This window comes from Prosthecobacter sp. (assembly GCF_044226605.1).
GTDB lineage: Bacteria > Verrucomicrobiota > Verrucomicrobiia > Verrucomicrobiales > Verrucomicrobiaceae > Prosthecobacter.
Genome location: NZ_JBGAGS010000005.1, coordinates 322,598 through 341,505 on the forward strand (window position 1 = coordinate 322,598; position 18,908 = coordinate 341,505).

Below are 18,908 nucleotides of genomic sequence, written 5' to 3' on the forward strand. Positions count from 1 at the left end.
AGGATTTGGTGGTTGGGCATCTAAAATTGGAGGGTTCAAAAACCGAGAAGCTTTGCTGGTTTTATTTTCTTAAGTAGGCTGGCACGTCCCGCGCTATTGGTTGGCTCGTGGGTTCATTTGCGAGGTGCGGGAAAAAGAGGCTTTCTCCTCCGTATTCATGTCGCCTGACCCCATTTGCGCTATTGGTCGCCTCGCGGATTTACTCTCTTAATGTACTTCGCAAGACTTTCAATTATCACATCACTCATATCATAAAATTCTCTTTCTAACGATGAAAGATCTTCGTCAATAGGATGGCGAATTGCGTCGGCGTCTGCATCAACGTTTTGATTTGCTAATTTAGCTTTGGACGCGTTGTATGCCCGGCCTGCAACGCTAATGATTTCGGCACATCTATCCAACATTACCGTTTTATAAGCATTCACGACCGATTTCACGTTAGCTTTGGACGCGATGTCAAAAAAGCGGTGAAATCCACCATTGCCAATGATGCCTTTAGCATGCCAAACATCATGAATAATTTGGCAGTAGTTGTTGCCTCCAAAAAATCTTTTGCGGTGAAGATTTTTCTCAACACACCAACAAAAAGTCCCATCAACCAGGTCATACTCGGAGTGCATTTGAATTATTTAAATTTGATTGCTTCGGGGATAATTCCGCTTTTCCCATCACACACAGGTACGATCGACTGCGATGGAGTCGCATTGATTCGCTGTTTAAAAGTATCAAAAGTTTGATTAATGTGCGGCTCAATAAACGGTCGCAATAAAGGACCGATTCCATGTGTAGTCACGCTTTCAACGGCCATATCGCGGGCTTCGTCAATAAGCTGATTCGCGTATCCTTGCTTAGATGCTCCAACGGCAAAAAAACCAATCCATACAGCTCTGCCTATTGGCACGGATTTGGCACTCCGCGCAGCCCGCTTGACAACTACTCCACCAGCTTTTGCAATGCGGTTCAGCGTATCTCTTGAGAGCCTCAATGCCTTGCCTATTAACTTACTTTTCATTCCTTTGGCTGCCAGCTTTGCAGCCTCATCAGCTTGAAACTGAATACCACTATTAAACATGGTGATAGCATGGTTTGACGGAAGTGACTTCAACCTGCCAAGAAATTCTTGCGCTTGTTCTATGGTCAATTTTTTCATCTCCAGGTCGCCAAATGCTTTTTTGAATTCAGCCGCCACCATTTCGCTATATTTGTCGTGAGAAATTCCGCTTATTGCTGATCCATCGTGGAATTTATACGCATCGTTAAAGATGCGGGCCGCGTCGGAATCAAAAAATGCCTGCACAACTTGGGAGACGTTTTTGTTAAAAAGATTCCATGGAACGATGTGGTGGCCGGATCCTTTATACCCCTGTATGTCCCACTGATTCAACATATCGTTATCGCACATTGCATACAGATTCCAGCCCCCTTCTTCCTCCATGGGATCTCTGGATAGCCACCGCGCATTCAGAGCGTCATAAAGCCGGTGACCATAGTTGTACAGTCCCGTCTCCACATCCAAATACTTCGTACTGAATCGAAACGGATTCGCCGCCGCCACCGCCCCGCCATCCACGCTGATCGTCTCCCCAAACGCCCCATACTCGTAGCGCGCGCTCACCGTCCCTGTGGCCAGATTGACCAACTCGGTCGCATTGCCGTTGCCATCATACAGCGGTGCATGCACTCCCGGTGCTAGCAGATGGTTGGCCACGGTGGCGGCACCGTGGAATCGCACGGCCAGCAGTCCACCCACGCCGCCAGCGCCAGCCATTCTACCGCTGAGGTCCAGTCCCCACTCATAGCTCCTCAGAAGCTGCCCGTTGGTTGTGTCGATCTCCGCGATCATGTTCCAGCCATCGTACAAGAACACCAGGCTCTGCTGCAACACAAAACCGCCGCTGCCGGTGGCTACTGATACGCGTTTGGTGCTGCGGCGCCCCCGTGCGTCATAGCTGTAATAGATGCCAGGCATTTTATCCGTGCATGCCGGATCCCACCAGCCTGCCCTTCGCAGCACGCAGTGCGAAGAATGGGCGTCTGCAAAAAGCTCCGCCACACCCCTGCCGCCCAGCACCACCTTCAACCACGATAATCGTCCTCAACCGGCTGTCCTCTATGCCAGGCATTTAATTCGCTTCATCAATCCCGCCAAAACACCAAAGACATCGCAAAACATAAGGGCTCAAAATTCAAATTCAGAAGTCTGGGAAATTTTTTTACCCCCAATCTTTTTACCATTTTCCGACATGCCGAAACGAAAAGCCCCGCCTCAACCGACTGCCCTCCATGCCTGGCATCTCACACGGACTTGTCTGGGTGCTCTGAATCCCGTGTCCTTTTAACCTTCATCCACGGGGCCATGAAGGTTAGGCCACTGCCATAAATGCGACTGCTAGGATTGCTCGAAGACCTGATACCAACTCGATCCTCGATCTTGAAAAAGACTTTTCTCAGAAGCAAACACAGACAAAAACACACGACCACTAAGAGCCAATGGCCTTCCTCGACAGCAGCACAGGCCATCAACATCACCAGCGAAAATGCTGTTGCTTCAAAAAGCACAAGCAACAACCACTTCGCAAAAGCGCTATTTCCACCCTCCTTCATTTAAGGCATCTGACCAATGAACCGAAAATGAAATAAAAGCGAGGCGTTTTGTTTCCACCGCCTCCGGCATCCGTGCCACTCCGTGTCGTCCGTGGTCACCTCTTCTGGCACACCAAAATCCGCCACACACCACCGTCACCGCTGCCGCACCTGCCTCTCCCTCCACTCCCTCACCAGCTCCGCAATCTCCTCAGGTGTCGCCAGCTCCACCTGCTCGCACTCCTTCCTCCGGCTCGTCTTCTTCTTGCCCAGATACAGCTTCGCCAGCTGCCCCAGCGCCCGGATCCTCACGCGCAGCATCGGCGCCACCTTCCTCTCATCCGCCATCGCCTGCTCCGCAAACGTCTCGTCCACCGTCTGCCACAACGTCATCCCGATCCTCTCCCGCGTCGCCAAAACCTCCGTCTCCATCGGCAGCCCCACCGCCCCACCCTCACCCTCATGGGTCTGAAAAGACGGACATTCCCCAAACCTAAACCACGAATGGTAGTTGCTGGTATTCACCCCATCCCCCCTTCGGCCCCCATTCCCAAACTCAACCCCTTTCTCCAAAAACCTCCGCCCCCCTCACCCACCATTCACATCCCAACCACCACGCCTACCCCCCTCTGGTCTCCCAATAATATTCTCCATCAACACCCACCTCCCCTCCGGAAAAAATCTTTTTGCCCCTAATTTTTTTGCCCTTTCTCCGGATCTCCAACCATTGCCTCGCCCAACAATTCCTCTGACAAATGCCGCCTCGAGTTCGAGCACTCTGCGGAAAAAACGTCCCCCCACTCACTCCCATCAAATCTCCGGAAAATTTTTCTACCCCTAATCTTTCTACCTCAACTCTTCAATCACAGCGTCCCCCTCCGCCGTCACACCACGGTTCATATCACGCACCCGACTATGAACCGGGAACCTGGGTAACAGATTGACCGGGAACATGGGAACGCCTGCCGCCCAGCACCACCTTCAAGCGTGATAACCATGTTTAACAAATGGCCATACTTGCCAAGCATATTTTTTGATAGCACTCGCTGTGAGTTGATCCATCTAATTAACAATCACTGTATATCCTACGGATTTAAGGTCTTCGTTGATTCGTTCTAAAGCTCTTGCAACATCGGCGGGCAGAAGCCTTTCGCTCCGGGATATTGGCCGGGCAGATACGATGACTACATTATTAACGCCCCCACCTAGATCATAAAAAAAATCCACATATTTCTCATCCTCCAAGTAGCGGATGAGGAACTCGGGCAGGAACAAAACAGAGTAACCAGAATAATCTCTTTTTGCTACATAATCAATTTCATCCATTTTAATGCTTATAGTAGGAGCTGGGGATTAGGAAGCAAAAAATGGACAAATAGATGACTAGTACATCCTTCCTTGGCGTCCGTAATCATCCGCTGAACAAATCAATTCCATCAGAATCCTTTCAGAATCAATCTCTGCGGCGTTCCAACCTCTGCGGTGCAAATCTCCGAGTCTGCAGTGACTCGCCACCCCACAATCCACCCGCATTGATTTCAGTGTTCTGAAGTCAAAAAAAAGAGCGCCGTTCCATCCAGCCCATTCTTCAACCCCTCTTGGTATAACCAAGATAAACACACACAGCAGAAAACCCTTTCAGTCTCTGCCCCCTCCGCCTCTCTGCCCCTTTGCTGCAAAAACCGAACGTCCCTTTGCCATCCGAGCAACAATCCTTCCGTGTCTTCTGTGCATTCCGTAGGCCAATCCATTCCGTCCCGTCAAATCCAGCTACGAATCACCTCATCAGTCACACCTCCCCATCCCACCTCCGTTTCAGTTTTTTGCGCCCTCTTTGCGTCTCTTTGCGGCCATCCATTTCCCTCACTTCCCCGGCACCAGCGTCGCACCCGCCCCTTCCGCTTTCCCGAAAAACATCAAATGCTGCCACGGCAGCCCATCAAACTCCCTCACCACCTTAAACCCGTTCGCATTCATCTCCTTGTTGATCTGAGCCTTGCTCATCTTGTGCTCAGGCTTGATCGGCACACTCGCGTCCTCTGCGCGAAACTCACACAGCACCAGCTGCCCATCCGGCTTCAACGCCGCGCGCATCGCCGCCAGCATTTGCACCGGATGGCTGAACTCATGATACACGTCCACCAGCAGAATCATGTCGCACGAGTTCGGCGGCAGTTTCGGATCATGATACAGCCCGTTGATCGGCACGATATTTTTCACCCCGTTCCGCTCGATGTTCGCCTTCAGCATCTCGATCATCTCCGGCTGCACATCCACCGCAAACACCTTGCCCGTCTCACCCACCATCTGCGCCAGAGGCAGCGTATGAAAGCCATTCCCGCAGCCCATGTCACACACCGTCATGCCCGGCTTCACCCGCAGTTGCTCCCGCATCAGCGTCGGCCCCTCCTCCTCCTCCCGCACCCGCCTCATCAGCCACTCCGCCCCCTTCCAGTGCATCGTCCTCGCGATCACCCGCCCCTCATACTCCGTCAGCCCCGGCGGCGCCTCCTGCCCGGACAAATTCAAAACAGCCAGAAGAAAACACGTAAAGAGCAGTCGCATGATGAACACAATCAACGCCGCAATTCGCAAAATCTCTGCGTTTTTCCAATCTCTCGCAGAGTAAAATTTGCCCCCCAGCCGCGAATGCCAAGACACTCGGCATCGCTCCAAAGAAATCAGAAAAGGCCAGGCACTCCAGAACCACCTCAGCCTCTGAAATCTTTTACCACCAATCTTTTACCAGCCATCTCTGCAACTGCCCACCCATGCCCCTCACCGCGACCACCACGCCCTGACATCTCAAACGCAGAGTTTCCTCAACCAGCCCTCACCCATCACTCTTTCGCCCGGCTTCTGAGGCCTCCATCCGCGTATCACCTCACCAGCACCTCCAAGACTTTTCCAGACTCGCGCTGGAAATCTCGGGCCGACTCCGTATCCTCTCCGTCCATGACACGCCGTTTCATCGCCCGCCTTCTGCTGCCACTCCTCGGAGTCGCCAGCATTGCCGTGCTTAAGGCCCAGGAGGCCCCGCCGCCTCCTCCAGCCGCGCCGGAACGCACCCCCGCCAAAAACCCCATCCCCGAAGATGTGGTCGGAGACGAGCACGTCCGCGAAGAGTTCGGCGTCAACCAGTTCACCACGCCCTCCATCCGCAAGCTCTTCGACATGCTCAACAATGTCGGCAAGCTCCGCTTTGACGACCTCAAGCGTCCCTTCACCGACAAAACCCCCGCCGATCGCGTCATCGTCGCCATGGGCCTCGGCACCCTCATCGCAGACGGCTTCCTCATCGTCCAGTGCGAGCGCGTCGAAGAAATGGAATCCGTCGGCCGCGCCATGATCAAATACGGCAAAGCCCTCGGCGCCGGCAGCCGCATGAACAAGCACACCGGCAGCCTCTTCGAGTATAGCCTCAAGGGCAACTGGCAGGACCTCCGCGTCGAACTCGCCAAAACCCAGGCCGACGTCGAAGCCGAAATGGTCCAGCTCCGCGACGTGGACATCGCCCACCTCATCAGCCTCGGCGGCTGGCTCCGCGCCCTCGAGATCGCCACCAAAAGCATCAGCGACAACTACGCCGAAGAAAAAACCCGCCAGCTCACCCGCCGGGACATCGCCGAGTACTACATGATGAGCCTCGACAGCCTGCACCCCAGCATCATGAAAAACCCTTCGCTGCAGCAGCTCCGCAAAGGCCTCGAAGAAATGCTCCCCCTCCTTGATGTCCCCGAAGGCAAAGCCCTCACCCAGGAAGAAGTGAAGACCCTCCATCAAAAGGCCTCCACCCTCTGCCACATCATCACAGACAAGATGAACGGCTGAACCCGTCTCAGCCTCGTATCCCCCTCTCATGGCCAATCTCACTCCGGAACAGCGTCAGCTCGTCGAACAATGGGCCGCCGCAGGCGCCAACCTCAATCAAATCCAGGACCGCCTGCGCACCGAATGCGCCGTCACACTCACCTACATGGAGACCCGCCTCCTCATCATGGAGCTCGGCGTCAAAATCCAGGACAAGCCCCGCGAAGCCCCGCCCGAGCCCAAACCCGAGCCGCCCATTGCCGAATCCGACACACAACTCGACGAAACTGCAGACTCTCCAGAAGCCCTTCCCCAAAGCGCTCTGAAAGTCTCCGTCGATGAATCCCCCCCTCCCGGAGCCATCATCAGCGGCCGCGCCACTTTCAGCGATGGCGTTACCGTTCAATGGTTTATGGATGAACAAGGCCGTTTCGGCATGCGCGGCCCCGCCCCCGGCTACCAGCCCCCCGCCGCAGACATCCCCTCCTTCCAGGCCGAACTCGACCACATCCTCCAACTCCGCGGCTTCTAAATCGCTGAATATCAGCCATTTGACCCATGCTCCTCATCATCGACAACTACGACTCCTTCACCTACAACCTCGTCCAATACTTCGGCGAGATGGGAGCCGTCATGGAAATCCGCCGCAACGACCAAGTCACTCTGGATGAGATAAGTAAGCTCAATCCCGACCACATCTGTATCTCCCCCGGCCCCTGCACCCCCAAAGAAGCCGGCATCAGCTGCGCCGTCATCGAACGCTTCGGCAAATCCACCCCCCTCCTCGGCGTCTGCCTCGGCCACCAAGCCATCGGCCACGTCTTCGGCGGCGATGTCGTCCGCGCCGGTCGCCTCATGCACGGCAAGACCTCCCTGATCAATCACCAGGGCGAATCCGTCTTTAAAGGTCTCCCACAGCCCTTTGAAGCCACCCGTTACCACTCCCTGCTCGTCAAACGAGACACCCTCCCCGACTGCCTCGCCATCACCGCCACCTCCAGCGATGACGAATCCGAAATCATGGGCCTCCGCCACAAGGAACTCCCCATCCACGGCGTCCAGTTCCACCCCGAATCCATCCTGACGCAGGATGGTAAGAAGCTGCTGAAGAACTTCCTCGAAATGTGAGACTGGCTATGAGCGACGCAGAGCATCTCCGTCGCTTCGAGGACCAATCTTTGCCGCTGGAGGAATGGAACCACCGCGCGCACCTCAAGGTGGCGTATTTGTATCTACAGGGGCTCCCCTTCTCTGAAGCGCTGGAGCGGCTGCGCAGCGGCATCAAGTCCTACAATGCGGCGCATGGCATCATGGACACGCCCACAGGTGGTTACCACGAAACGCTGACGCAGGTGTGGCTGCAGCTGGTGGCTGCGACGCTGCACCAGTTTGGCCCAGCGGAGAGTGCGGATGCTTTTTTCGAGGCACAGACGCAGCTCTGCGACAAGCGGACCCCCCTCCTCTTCTTTTCGCGGGAACGGCTGATGTCAGCGGAAGCGAAGCGTGAGTTTGTGGAGCCGGATCTGGCGGCTTTGCCGGGGACTGTTTGATCTGACCACCGCACACGGAGTGTGCGGACCTTCACGCTGAGGCAAGCTGGGCCGCCATTCCCATTTGGACATGGCGGCCGCAGAAGCTTATTACGACACCAGCGGCAGCAGTTTGCCGAGGAGGTCGCTGATTTTCACGCGCTCCTGCTCATTGCTGTCGCGGTGGCGAAGGGTGACGGTGTCTTGGAGCTCGGGGCCTTTTTCGCCGCAGGTTTCGAAATCGATGGTGATGCCAAAGGGGGTTCCGGCTTCGTCCTGGCGGGCGTAGCGGCGGCCGATGGAGGCGGTTTCGTCGTAGAAGCAGTTCATGTGCTTCTTGAGCAGTGCATAGACCTCGCGAGCTTTAGCCACCAGCTCGGGCTTGTTCTTGAGCAGCGGGAAGACACCGACCTTGATCGGGGCCACGCGCGGATGCAGGCGCAGGACGGTGATGATTTCCTTCTTGCCCTTGTCATCGACTTTCTCGGTTTCAGAGAAAGCCTTGGCGATAACGGCGAGGGCCATGCGGTCGAGACCGGCGGAGGGTTCAATGACGTGAGGGACGTAGTTGCCTTTGAAGAGGCGCTCGAACCAGGCACGCACGGCGGCTTCGGGCATCGGCTGGCCCTTGGTCTTGGCGGCTTCGGCAGCGAGGCGCTTCTGGATGAATGCTTCCTTCTGCTCGTCGCTGAGCTTCGCGGCGGCGTTCTTGAGTTCTTCGTCGAAGATCTCCTGGGACTTGGTGCTGGCGGACTGGTGCGCGGCGAGGTCGAAGTCGCCGCGGGCAGCGATGCCTTCAAGCTCTTCGGTGCCGAAGGGGAATTCGCACAAGATGTCCACGCAGGCGCGGGCGTAGTGGGCGAGGTCTTCGGGGGTCTGCCAGTAGTACTCCAGCACATCGCCGAGGCCGATGCCTTCGTAGAATTTGGTGCGCTGATCGACCCAGTAGCGGTGCCACATCTGCCAGCCCCAGTTGGGCTTCGGCTCGCTGAGGTCTGCGCCTTCGCTCCAGGCCATGACTTCGCCGGAGATGATTTCGACGGCTTCGTCGGGCTTGATGAAGAACTCGAGCTCCATCTGCTCAAACTCGCGGCTGCGGAAGGTGAAGTTCTTGGGTGTGACTTCGTTGCGGAAGGCCTTGCCGATCTGGCCGATGCCGAAGGGCACCTTCATGCGACTGGAGTCATAGACGTTCTTGAACTGCGCGAAGATGGCCTGTGCGGTTTCGGGGCGCAGGTAGGTCACGTCTGCCTCGGTCGCGGTGGGGCCGAGGTAGGTCTTGAGCATGAGATTGAAGGGGCGCGCTTCGCCAAGAGCGCCGCCGGTTTCGGGATGGAAGTCGATGGTCTTTTCCAAGGTGTCACCCTTGGCTTCGTCGAGCAGTTCGATCTCCTCCACTTTGCCTGCGGCTTCACCGGCATTGGAGGCGATGAGGGTGCGCACGCGCTTGCGCAGGCTCTCGATGTGCTCGCCTTTCTTCATGAGCACGGCGATGGGGCGGGAGAGCTTCCAGCCGGTGGGGGACTGCGCGCCGCTGTAGTTCATGACCACGCCTTCCTGCTGCTCCACATGGTCCGCACGCACACGCTTGTTGGTCAGCGAGCACTCGCGCATGAGATCGGCGAAAGTGTCCACATGGCCGCTGGCTTTCCAGATGGCCGGGTTCATGAGGATGCTGGCGTCGAGGCCGAGCACGTCTTCACGCTCACGGGTCATGGTGTTCCACCAGACGTTGCGCAGATTGCGCTTCAGCTCGGCGCCCAGAGGGCCGTAGTCCCAGACACCGCCGCAGCCGCCGTAAATCTCGCTGCTTTGAAAGATGAAACCGCGGCGCTTGCAGAGGGAAACGATTTTCTCCATTTGAGCGATGGCGTTTTTGGCGTCGGTGGACATGGGCTGGAATGACGTATGTGTGAATGAGGAATGCCGAATGGCTGGACTGCCACCGGCGATGGGGGGTGCGAAAGGAGCACCGGCTGGACGGAGGCGCAACGCATTTCAAGGGGGCCCAAGCCTTCTGACTTGCTTGTGGGGAATGGATTGGCGCGCTGTTTTGAGCAAAACTCGCGGGGTGTTTTATTTTTGACGCTGGGTGGGCTGGGCGCGTTGTCCAAAACCGGCTGAAGCCGGTGCTACAATACGGTGCTGGGCACATGCGCATCTGATCCAGCCTGTTCTTCTTTGCGAGGTATTGGGTGAATCAGCAGGATCGTAAAACGTGAAGCGCACACGAAGAGGCGGCTCCGCCTGCTCCGAGCACGCGATGTTATTGAGTCGGGGACGAGTTCGGAGAGGGCGTCCGTTTACTCCCACAATTTTCCTTCGCGATGCCACTCGCGAATCATGCTGCGGAAGGCGGCCACGGCGGGGTCATCTCCCTCCTTGGCCCAGACCATGACCAGCGGGATGGTCTGCTGAGGCTTGAGCGGAATGAGCACGAGGTCTTTGCTGGCGGTGCTTTCTGGCACGATGCCGATGCCGGCTCCCGCCTCCACATACTGGAGGATGGTGCCGATGAGGCTGGGCGTGTGCTTTACGCGGGGGGCGAAGCCTGCTTCATCGCAGGCTGCCAGGATCACGTCGTGAGATCCGGCCCCCTCACGCCGCGCCAGGATGATGAGCGGCTCGCCCGCGAGCTTCTTCCAGGGCAGCGAGGCGAGCTTTGCCCATGGGTGGTCATGCGGCACGGCGGCGCAGAATTTCTCCTCCCGCAGCAGCAGCGTCTGCAACCCGAGCGCCTCATGGGCGAGGACGGGCCGCGTGAGACCGACGGAGAGGCGCCCTTTGGAAACCATTTCCCACACTCGCTCCGGAGTGCGCTCTTCCAGGATGACGGTGACGCGGGGAAAGCGTCTGGCGTATTCTTTCAGGACGCGGGCCAGGAAGGGACGCGTGGGGGGGCCGATGTAGCCGAGGCGCAGCTCCCCCTCCTCGCCTTTTCCAGTGCGGCGCACACGGCGCAGGGCATCGTCCAGACGTTCCAGGAGCAGGCCAGTTTCATGCAGCAGCACCGTCCCGGCCGGGGTGAGGCGCGGGGAACGGCGCTCGCGCTCGATGAGCTGAGCCCCCAGCTCCCGCTCCATTTCCTGCACGGCGCGGCTCAGCGCCGGCTGGGCGATGCGGAGGCGGCGCGCAGCGCGTGAAAAGCTCAGTTCTTCGGCCACGGCCTGAAAATATCGCAGATGACGCAGTTCCATTCGATCCGCATTCTATACCGAACCGGCATCACTGGCATAGCAAAACTCTATTTTCGTTACCAAGGCAGATGCCCCATGCTGGAGTGATGAACAACGTCTCCCTCGCAGTCCAGTTCTTCCTCCAGATCGCCGTCATCCTGCTTGCGTGCCGGGTGGTGGGCACCATCGCGGCCCGCCTGGGCCAGCCGCAGGTGGTGGCGGAAATGATCACTGGTGTACTGCTCGGGCCGTCCCTGTTTGGCCTTCTGGCGCCCGAGTGGCAGCAGTGGCTCTTCCCGTGGGACAAGACACAGAAGCTGCGGGACACGTCCTGCTATCTCTTCCCGGCCTCCCAGCTCGGCCTGGCGCTGTACATGTTCATTGTCGGCATGGAGTTCCGCATGGACATCGTGGCGAAGCGTCTGAAAAGCAGCGTGGCGGTTTCGATCGCGGGCATGGTGACTCCGTTTCTTCTCGGGGCCGGTCTTGCCTGGGTGCTGTATCACCACACCGAGCTTTTCCCGAAAAAGACCTCGCAGATGGAGGCCATGCTCTTCCTCGGCGCCTCCATGTGCATCACCGCCTTCCCCATGCTGGCGCGCATCATTCACTTCAAGGGCCTTGCCGGCACCACCATGGGCACCGTGGCCATCGGTGCGGGTGCCATCGATGACGCAACCGCCTGGATCCTTCTGGCCGTGGTGCTTGCCAGTTTTGATCAAAACATCAGCCATGCCCTTTACAACATCGGCGGTGCCATTGGATTCGTCACCTTCTCCCTGGTCCTCATTCGTCCGCTGCTGGCCAGGTTTTCCTCTCTGCTGATCCAGGACGAAAAACTCACCGATGCGGGGCTCGTCATTGGCATTGCACTGATGTCCCTCGGTGCATGGTTCACCGACCTGATTGGCCTGCATGCGGTGTTTGGCGCTTTCATCATGGGTGCTTCCATGCCCCGCGGTGTGATGGTGCGCGACCTGTGCGCCCGCATCCAACCTCTGGCCGTGGCGCTGCTGCTGCCACTGTTCTTCACCTACTCCGGATTGAACACCAAGATCGGCCTGCTGAACACCTGGTATCTCTGGGGCATGTGCCTGGCTGTTCTGGCCGCTGCCGTGCTGGGCAAATGGCTGGCCTGCACCCTGGCCGCACGTGCCACCGGCATCTCCGGACGCGAGGCCATGGGCATTGGCATTCTCATGAACGCCCGCGGCCTGATGGAACTGATCATCATCAACATCGGCCTGCAGCGCGGCATCATTTCCGAGGGCCTCTTTGCCACGCTGGTGATCATGGCGGTGGTGACCACACTGATGGCCTCCCCCATCTTCGAACGCCTGGTGGGTTCCGGAACTTACAAACCGGAGCCGGAGGGTGGGGTGGAGAAGGATGCGCAGCTGGGGTATTGAGGCGGCGGCGTTTGTGGAAAACTGTCCCGGAGCGAGACCCGCGTTTGCGGTGCGCAGCGACTGGAGTGCTGGCATCGCTACGCGATGCGACCTTGGGAGCGTGCGTGTGGGTTGCTTACGAGGGGTGTCGCTGCGCTCAACCCCTCGCTACAGGCTTTTGATGGCCACACCATCATTGCGGAGGCCCTGTGGGGGCAGTACGCGATCACTGTGAAGTCACTGCGGTATCACTGCGGGAGCGCTACGCCATCGCTGCGCGATCATTGTGGGAACGTTGCGGGATCACTACGCCATCGCTGAGGAATCAGTGCGCGATTACCACGACATCGCTGCGGGATCACGGATGCGATGATGGATTGAGAACAGGCTGGCACTCAAAGAATCATGGTGCGATTGGTCCGCTGCTTTGCAGCAGCGAGGGCTTCCCAGACCAGTTGCGGCGCAACTGGGCAACTTTAAGCCATGGCTGCCGCGGGCTCGGCGGCTTTGGGTTTTTCGGGGAGGTGGGAGGCGGTGACGTCTGCGGCGGTTTCCCCCCAGCTGCGCCAGCCTTCGCGGAGTTCCAGCAGAGCCCACTCGGCCAGCATGCCGAAGAGCTTGATGGCATCGTTGCGGTGAATCTTGAAGCCTTTGATGAGGCTGCGATTGTTGCGGTTGGTTTTTCCCAACTCCTTGTCACGGCGGCGGCGGCGGGCGATCTGAGCGAAGCGGCGATTGTAAGTGCTCATGATCTTGTAAACGAAGCCTTCGCCGGTGGCGAAAGGCGGCACGTAGAGAGCCTTGTCTCCCTGCTCAAAGGGGTGACGCGCCACGCCCCAGTAGTACAAGCCGAGATCGAGGCGGTAGGCGAGGTCCATGAGATCGAACTCGCCCATGTATTCATACTTGTCCTTGTAGAGGGCGCGGAACCAGCAGCGGTGACTGGTGGAGAAGGTGTGATTGTACTGCGGCACGATCTCGCCCATGGAGGCGCCTTTGCGCTGCTGCGTGATGAGATTTGCCGCGCTGCTGGTAGTGTAGGAGATCCAGTCCATGCCGGGGCTGTAGAAGGGATCCATGAAGGCGGCGGCGTCTCCCACGAGCACGAAGCCGTCTCCGGCAAAGGTGGTGCTGTAGTAGGCGAGGTTTTTGCGCCAGTGAACATCGCTCTCATCGAACTGCGCGTTCTCGAGGAGATCGCGGGCGACGGGGTGCTTCATGAGGAAGGTCTTCAGCCGCTCGGCCACCTTGCCGCCATCCTGGGGGAAATCGACGACGCGCTGGTCAAACACCACGCCAACGCTCATGTCTCCGCCTTTGAGGGGGATCCACCAGCTCCACCAGCCATCGCCAATTACGTGATTGGTGGCGGTGCCGCGCACGCAGTAGAGGGCGCCGGACCATTCGGGATATTTTTCCGCGAGCTCGCGGCCGTCCCAATCGCGTACGCCTTTCCAGCGCGACCATGCGGCGGTGGTGGGGTGCTCGAAGTTGGACTTCCACCAGCCGTTCTTGCGGGCGATGAGCGCCGCCACGCCGGAGGCATCCACGATCCAGCGTGCCTTCACGGTGTGGGTGGCGTCTCCCTGTTTATACGTGACGGTCTGCAGGCCACCGTTTTCAAGCTGCACGCTGCTGATGGTGACCGGGCGCAGCAGTGTGGCACCGGCGGCGCAGGCGCGGCGCAACACTTCTTCATCGAAGGTGGAGCGATCGAGCTGATAGGAGGGCAGCTTGACCTGATACTTGGAACCGAGCTCGCTGGCCTCGGCGATGGAGGCGGTATCCTTGTTGGCAAACCAGAAGCGCAGGCCCTGCTTGCAAATGTGGTTCTCGTTCAGGTACTGCGTGAGGCCGAGGACCTTGCCCATGAAGTAGGCGCTGACCTCCACGGTGGCCTCGCCTACGCGGCGGCCCAGCTTTTCGTTTTTCTCCAGGATCAAAACACGGATGCCGGGATTGTGCCGCAGCAGGAGAGTGGCAGTGGCGGCGCCGGAGAGCGCACCGCCCATGACGATGACATCGAAGAGGGTGCCGGCTTCAGAAGTCGAGGTGTTCATGGGTGGGGGTGGTCAAGGTTTTTCGATTCACGCGGGCGGGATATCGCGCTCACGCAGCGGCGGGAGAGTGCGAATCGTCCACCACTGGCTGCCTGCTGCGGAAGAGCGTCAGGAGTGGTCCGGTGAGCATGGTGGTGACGAGCGCCATGATGACGAGCATGGTGAAAATGCGGGGTGAGAGAATGCCCATGTCGTAGCCGATGTTCAGCGCGATGAGCTCCATGAGCCCGCGTGTGTTCATCAGTGCGCCGAGCTGCAGGGACTCGCTCCAGCTCATGCCGCTCCAGCGCGCGGCGAGAGCGCTGCCACCCAGCTTGCCCACCGTGGCCACGGCAATGATGCCCGCGCAAAGAAGCCAGCCCTGCACGTCATTGAGCAGGCCGAACTGCGTGCGCAGGCCGGTGAAGGCAAAGAACAGCGGCAGCAGCAGCACGGAGCTGAAGTTTTCCACCCGCACGCTGAGCTTGTGCCGAAAGCCGCCGGCCTCCGGCATGATGGCCCCGGCGAGGAAGGCGCCAAACAGTGCATGAATGCCAATGATCTCCGTCGTCAGAGATGCTGAAACGACCACGCAGATCACCGTGGCGAGAGCGCCTTTCGAGGGATCCGCATGCTCCGCAGTGGCGCTGCGCAGCCAGCGTGGCAGAGCGGGACGCAGCCCCCAGATCATGAGGGCAATAAAGACGAAGACGAGCGCCAGATTGAAGATCGAGGCAGCGATGCTGGTGGAGCGTGCGATGGCAACGACAAAGGCCAGGATGCTCCAGGCCGTGACATCGTCCACGGCGGCGCAGGTGATGGCCGTGCTGCCTAAAAAGGTCTTGGTCAGCCCGCGCTCCTGCAAGATGCGAGCCAGCACTGGAAAGGCCGTGATGCTCATGGAGATGCCCATGAAGAGGGCAAAGGCGGTGAAGCTGGCTCCGGGCTGCGCGAAATGGCTGTATAGAAAACAGGCCAGCACCACACCCAGGAAATAGGGCAGCACGATGCTGGCATGGCTCACCACCACGGCCACGTCCGCCTTTTTCCGCACATGCCCCGTGTCCAGCTCCATGCCCACCACAAACATGAACAAGCACACACCGATCTGGCTGAGCATCTTGAGCACGCCGAGAGAGGTGGCGGGAAACACAAACTGAAATGCGTCTGGAGCCACCATGCCAAAGAGCGAGGGGCCAAGCAGAATGCCCGCTGCCATCTCCCCCACCACGGACGGCTGCCCGCAGCGCGCAAACAGCGTGCCCGCGAGCCGGGATGCGGCGATGATGACGAGAAGCTGCACGAAGAGATGACTCAGCGGATCGTTCAGATTTTCGCTCAGCCCCGCAAGCATCGAGTCCGTCCCTGCGCCGGCCGGCTTCGCTTTCGAAGCGGTGCTGTGCAGCAGCTCCGCTGTGCCCTGCGGAGGTGGCAGGCCGGCCCCAAAATGCAGCACCGCAAAGATGCCTATGCCAACGAGAGCGATAGTGATGATGTAAAAGCTGGCGGTACGTTTCATCGGTCGTACGGGCTGAGGGGTTTGATGTTGAAAAAGTCGCGGCGGGAGATCGATCACGCGGCCAGCGGCTCGCCATAGGGCAGGTCGTCCGGCAGCGGCACAAACTCGCGAATCTGACTCCAGAGCACACTGAAGTCCTTGTTCACATCGCCGGAGAGACAGTCGGTGATGGCGCCACCTGCATCTGGGAAGCGTTTGATCACTTCGCGGAAGGAGAAATCTGGATTGTAGAAGGCATACACCAGCTTGCGCATGTTCTCCACGCCCTGGCGGATGGTGGCACCGTATTCCGTGAAACGGGCGGGCGAGAGATCATTTTCCAAGATGCCCTGATGAATGGCCTCCGCAGAGAGCACGCCGCACTTCAGCGCCAGCATGACGCCACTGCTGAAGACGGGGTCCAGGAACGCAAAGGCATCTCCCACCAGCAGCAGGCCGGGGCCGGCGCAGTGGCGGGCGTGGTGGGAGTACTCGCTGGTGATGCGGTATTCTCCATTCGAAACACCGGTGCCGAGGTGTTCTTTGATCCAGAGGTTCTCCTCCACCTCGCGGTTGAAGATTTCTTTGGGATCCTTCACACCGCCGCGGGTCAGATACTTGCCTTCGGCCACCACGCCCACGCTGACCATGTCGTCATGCTGGGGGATGTGCCAGAACCAGCCTTTGTCGGGGATGTAGGCGACCATGGTCTGGCCTTCATCGATGCCGGGCTCGCGCGTGGAGCCCTTGTAATACGTCCACACGGCCACTTTGTTCAAGTAGGGGTCGCGCATGCGCCAGCCGTTGCGCGTGGCGGTGAAGGCCTCCTTGCCCGTGCAGTCGAGCGTGATCTTGGCGCGGTATTCGGAGACGTTGCCGTCCTTGTCCTTCGCACGTGCACCAACGACTTTTCCGTCTTCACGCAGGAGTTCCAGCACCGTCATTTCCTCCATCACCTCAGCGCCTTTTTCGCGGGCATTGTCCAGCAGCATCTGGTCAAACTCCGAGCGCAGCACCTGCCAGGTCTGCGCGACGCTCTCGCGGTCATAGCGGTTGAAAAAATAGAAGGGCTGGGAGGCCTTGCCGCTTGGCTGCACGAAAGCCACGCTGTACTTTTTCACGAAGTGGGACTGCTTCATCTTCGGAATCATCCCCAGACGCTGAAGCGGACCAAAGGTGAAAGGAATGAGGGACTCGCCGATGTGGTAGCGCGGGAATTTCTCGCGCTCCAGGATGAGCACCTTGTGGCCATATTCAGCCAGAATAGCCGCGGAACTGGAGCCTGCAGGTCCGCCACCGATGATGAGCGCGTCGTAGTTCATAAAAAATGAGGCCGGTGGATTAGCCGACTGCATACAAATACCGGGACCCACTGCATAACGGAAATCCCATTTCGCTATCGTTCCGATGCCATCACGGCATGGACACATGCACAACGAATGCCATAACAAGGCAGCATCGGAGCCATACCGAGATTCTATTTTCGTTATGAACCGCCCTGTTAAAAAACTGCACTCATGCGCCTCTCCGCACTTCTATTCAGCCTCTGCGCCCTGCCTGCGATGGGCGAGGGCATCGCCGACCAGCTCAAGTGGAACTTCCAGGCTCGCACCCGGGCGGAGACACGAAACAACACCTTTGATTTTGACTCCAGCCGAAACGCGGTGACGGACGACACCTTCCTGCTGATGCGCGTGCGCCTTGGCGTGGAGTGGCAGCCCGAGGAGTGGATCAAGATAGCCGTGCAAGGGCAGGACACGCGCGAAGCTTTTTCAAAGCGAGCCAATGTGCCGCTGCAAAATGGCGCGGAGGGAGACGACACGTTTGATCTGCGTCTGGCCAGCATCGAGATCGGCAAACCGCAGGGGCTGAGTGTGAAGGCAGGCCGGCAGGTGCTGAGCTATGGTGACGAGCGCCTGGTGGGCCCGCTGGAGTGGCAGAATTTCAGCCGCACCTTTGATGCGGTGAAGCTGCGCTACCAAGCGCCCACCTGGTGGCTGGATGCCTTCACTTCCAGCGTGGTGCGCATCCGCCGTTCACAATTCAATCTCTCTGACTGGCTCGACGACTCCGCCACGCGAAATCAGTTCTTCAGCGGCCTCTACTTCAGCAGCCAGTTCCTGCCGTTTCAAACCACAGATCTCTACGCCTTTCATCTGCACGAGGAAAACGCCACGGGTGTGTCCAACTTTGTGACACTGGGGACACGGCACAAAGGAGACCCCGCCAAGCTGGGCGGATGGGACTACACGGTGGAGCTCGTGGGGCAGGCAGGGCAGCTCAGCGGAAGATCCCTCAGCGCGTATGCCTACCACCTGGAAGGCGGCTACAACTGGCTGAAGAACCCCTGGAAGCCACGCCTCGCCCTGGAGTACAGCGCGGGCAGCGGCGACAGCGACCCGAATGACGGCCATGCGCACACCTTTCAAAACCTCTTTCCCACGAATCATCCGCCGTATGGCTTCATGGACACCTTCTCCTGGCAGAATATGCAAAACGTGGTGCTGCGCATGTCCGCGCAGCCGCACCCGAAGGTGAAGACGACGATGGATTTCCACTCCTTCTGGCTGACCACCACGGGAGACGCGTGGTACCGCGCCAATGGGACGACGCGGGTGCGGGCGATCAATCCAAATGCGAACAGCCACGCGGGGTGCGAGCTGGACTTTACCATCAATGCGAAGCTGACGCCGCACCTGGACATGCTGTTTGGGTATTCGCACTTCTTTGCGGGGGCGTATCTAGCGGCGACGGGGCCGAGTGATGATGCGAACTTTGCGTACTGGATGCTGACGCTGAATTATTGAGCCGCCAGGCACTTAATCGCGATTTCCAAGCAGCTGCACTCGGAGAGTGCGGACCACTTCGCGCGGGGGCACTGCGGG

General features: G+C 58.6%; 16 protein-coding genes. 6 read left to right on the forward strand and 10 right to left on the reverse strand.

Annotated features, from left to right (window positions below; all coding sequences use genetic code 11):
• Positions 1-179: 179 nt before the first annotated feature.
• From ACILSO_RS08745 to ACILSO_RS08765, 5 genes are all read right to left on the reverse strand, one after another.
• Positions 180-620: a DUF4375 domain-containing protein gene (locus tag ACILSO_RS08745; protein WP_395737004.1), complete on the reverse strand. Its 441-nt coding sequence runs from the start codon at positions 618-620 to the stop codon at positions 180-182.
• Between the two features lie 5 nt (positions 621-625).
• Complete coding sequence (locus ACILSO_RS08750; protein WP_395737005.1) at positions 626-1,969, reverse strand: RHS repeat domain-containing protein; 1,344 nt, start codon at positions 1,967-1,969, stop codon at positions 626-628.
• 770 nt (positions 1,970-2,739) lie between these two features.
• Entirely contained in the window at positions 2,740-2,976 is a 237-nt protein-coding gene (locus ACILSO_RS08755) for a hypothetical protein (protein ID WP_395737006.1), read from the reverse strand.
• A 669-nt stretch (positions 2,977-3,645) separates the two neighbouring features.
• Positions 3,646-3,909 (reverse strand): hypothetical protein, encoded by a 264-nt coding sequence (locus ACILSO_RS08760; protein ID WP_395737007.1) that lies wholly within the window; start codon positions 3,907-3,909, stop codon positions 3,646-3,648.
• Between the two features lie 537 nt (positions 3,910-4,446).
• Positions 4,447-5,148 (reverse strand): class I SAM-dependent methyltransferase, encoded by a 702-nt coding sequence (locus ACILSO_RS08765; RefSeq protein WP_395737008.1) that lies wholly within the window; start codon positions 5,146-5,148, stop codon positions 4,447-4,449.
• A 390-nt stretch (positions 5,149-5,538) separates the two neighbouring features.
• Here ACILSO_RS08765 and ACILSO_RS08770 point away from each other — a divergent pair, with 390 nt between their 5' ends.
• From ACILSO_RS08770 to ACILSO_RS08785, 4 genes are read left to right on the forward strand one after another with little or no spacing between them, the layout of a single operon-like run.
• On the forward strand, positions 5,539-6,414 hold the full coding sequence (locus tag ACILSO_RS08770; protein WP_395737009.1) for a hypothetical protein: 876 nt from the start codon (positions 5,539-5,541) through the stop codon (positions 6,412-6,414).
• A gap of 28 nt (positions 6,415-6,442) precedes the next feature.
• Positions 6,443-6,925 (forward strand): hypothetical protein, encoded by a 483-nt coding sequence (locus tag ACILSO_RS08775; RefSeq protein ID WP_395737010.1) that lies wholly within the window; start codon positions 6,443-6,445, stop codon positions 6,923-6,925.
• A 26-nt stretch (positions 6,926-6,951) separates the two neighbouring features.
• A complete protein-coding gene (locus tag ACILSO_RS08780; protein ID WP_395737011.1) occupies positions 6,952-7,521 on the forward strand; it encodes an anthranilate synthase component II in 570 nt (189 codons plus the stop codon).
• Between the two features lie 8 nt (positions 7,522-7,529).
• A complete protein-coding gene (locus ACILSO_RS08785) occupies positions 7,530-7,943 on the forward strand; it encodes a hypothetical protein (RefSeq protein ID WP_395737012.1) in 414 nt (137 codons plus the stop codon).
• A 90-nt stretch (positions 7,944-8,033) separates the two neighbouring features.
• Here ACILSO_RS08785 and ACILSO_RS08790 read toward each other — a convergent pair whose 3' ends face one another.
• Together ACILSO_RS08790 and ACILSO_RS08795 are read right to left on the reverse strand one after the other, a co-directional pair.
• Positions 8,034-9,815, reverse strand: coding sequence for a glycine--tRNA ligase (locus ACILSO_RS08790; RefSeq protein WP_395737013.1), 1,782 nt, complete (start codon positions 9,813-9,815; stop codon positions 8,034-8,036).
• A gap of 410 nt (positions 9,816-10,225) precedes the next feature.
• Positions 10,226-11,119 carry a LysR family transcriptional regulator gene (locus tag ACILSO_RS08795; RefSeq protein WP_395737014.1) on the reverse strand — a complete coding sequence of 298 codons (894 nt, stop codon included), beginning with the start codon at positions 11,117-11,119 and terminating at the stop codon, positions 10,226-10,228.
• Between the two features lie 86 nt (positions 11,120-11,205).
• Between ACILSO_RS08795 and ACILSO_RS08800 the strand changes: the two genes are divergently transcribed.
• Positions 11,206-12,507, forward strand: a complete 1,302-nt coding sequence (locus ACILSO_RS08800) for a cation:proton antiporter (protein ID WP_395737015.1) — start codon at positions 11,206-11,208, stop codon at positions 12,505-12,507.
• A 455-nt stretch (positions 12,508-12,962) separates the two neighbouring features.
• Here the strand turns inward: ACILSO_RS08800 and ACILSO_RS08805 are convergent, their stop codons facing one another.
• The 3 genes from ACILSO_RS08805 to ACILSO_RS08815 are packed head-to-tail and all read right to left on the reverse strand — an operon-like array spanning position 12,963 to position 17,345.
• Positions 12,963-14,546: an NAD(P)/FAD-dependent oxidoreductase gene (locus ACILSO_RS08805; protein WP_395737016.1), complete on the reverse strand. Its 1,584-nt coding sequence runs from the start codon at positions 14,544-14,546 to the stop codon at positions 12,963-12,965.
• 49 nt (positions 14,547-14,595) lie between these two features.
• Positions 14,596-16,044 carry a cation:proton antiporter gene (locus ACILSO_RS08810; RefSeq protein ID WP_395737017.1) on the reverse strand — a complete coding sequence of 483 codons (1,449 nt, stop codon included), beginning with the start codon at positions 16,042-16,044 and terminating at the stop codon, positions 14,596-14,598.
• Positions 16,045-16,097: 53 nt separating this feature from the next.
• On the reverse strand, positions 16,098-17,345 hold the full coding sequence (locus ACILSO_RS08815; protein WP_395737018.1) for a tryptophan 7-halogenase: 1,248 nt from the start codon (positions 17,343-17,345) through the stop codon (positions 16,098-16,100).
• Between the two features lie 195 nt (positions 17,346-17,540).
• Between ACILSO_RS08815 and ACILSO_RS08820 the strand changes: the two genes are divergently transcribed.
• A complete protein-coding gene (locus ACILSO_RS08820) occupies positions 17,541-18,830 on the forward strand; it encodes an alginate export family protein (RefSeq protein WP_395737019.1) in 1,290 nt (429 codons plus the stop codon).
• Positions 18,831-18,908: the final 78 nt, after the last annotated feature.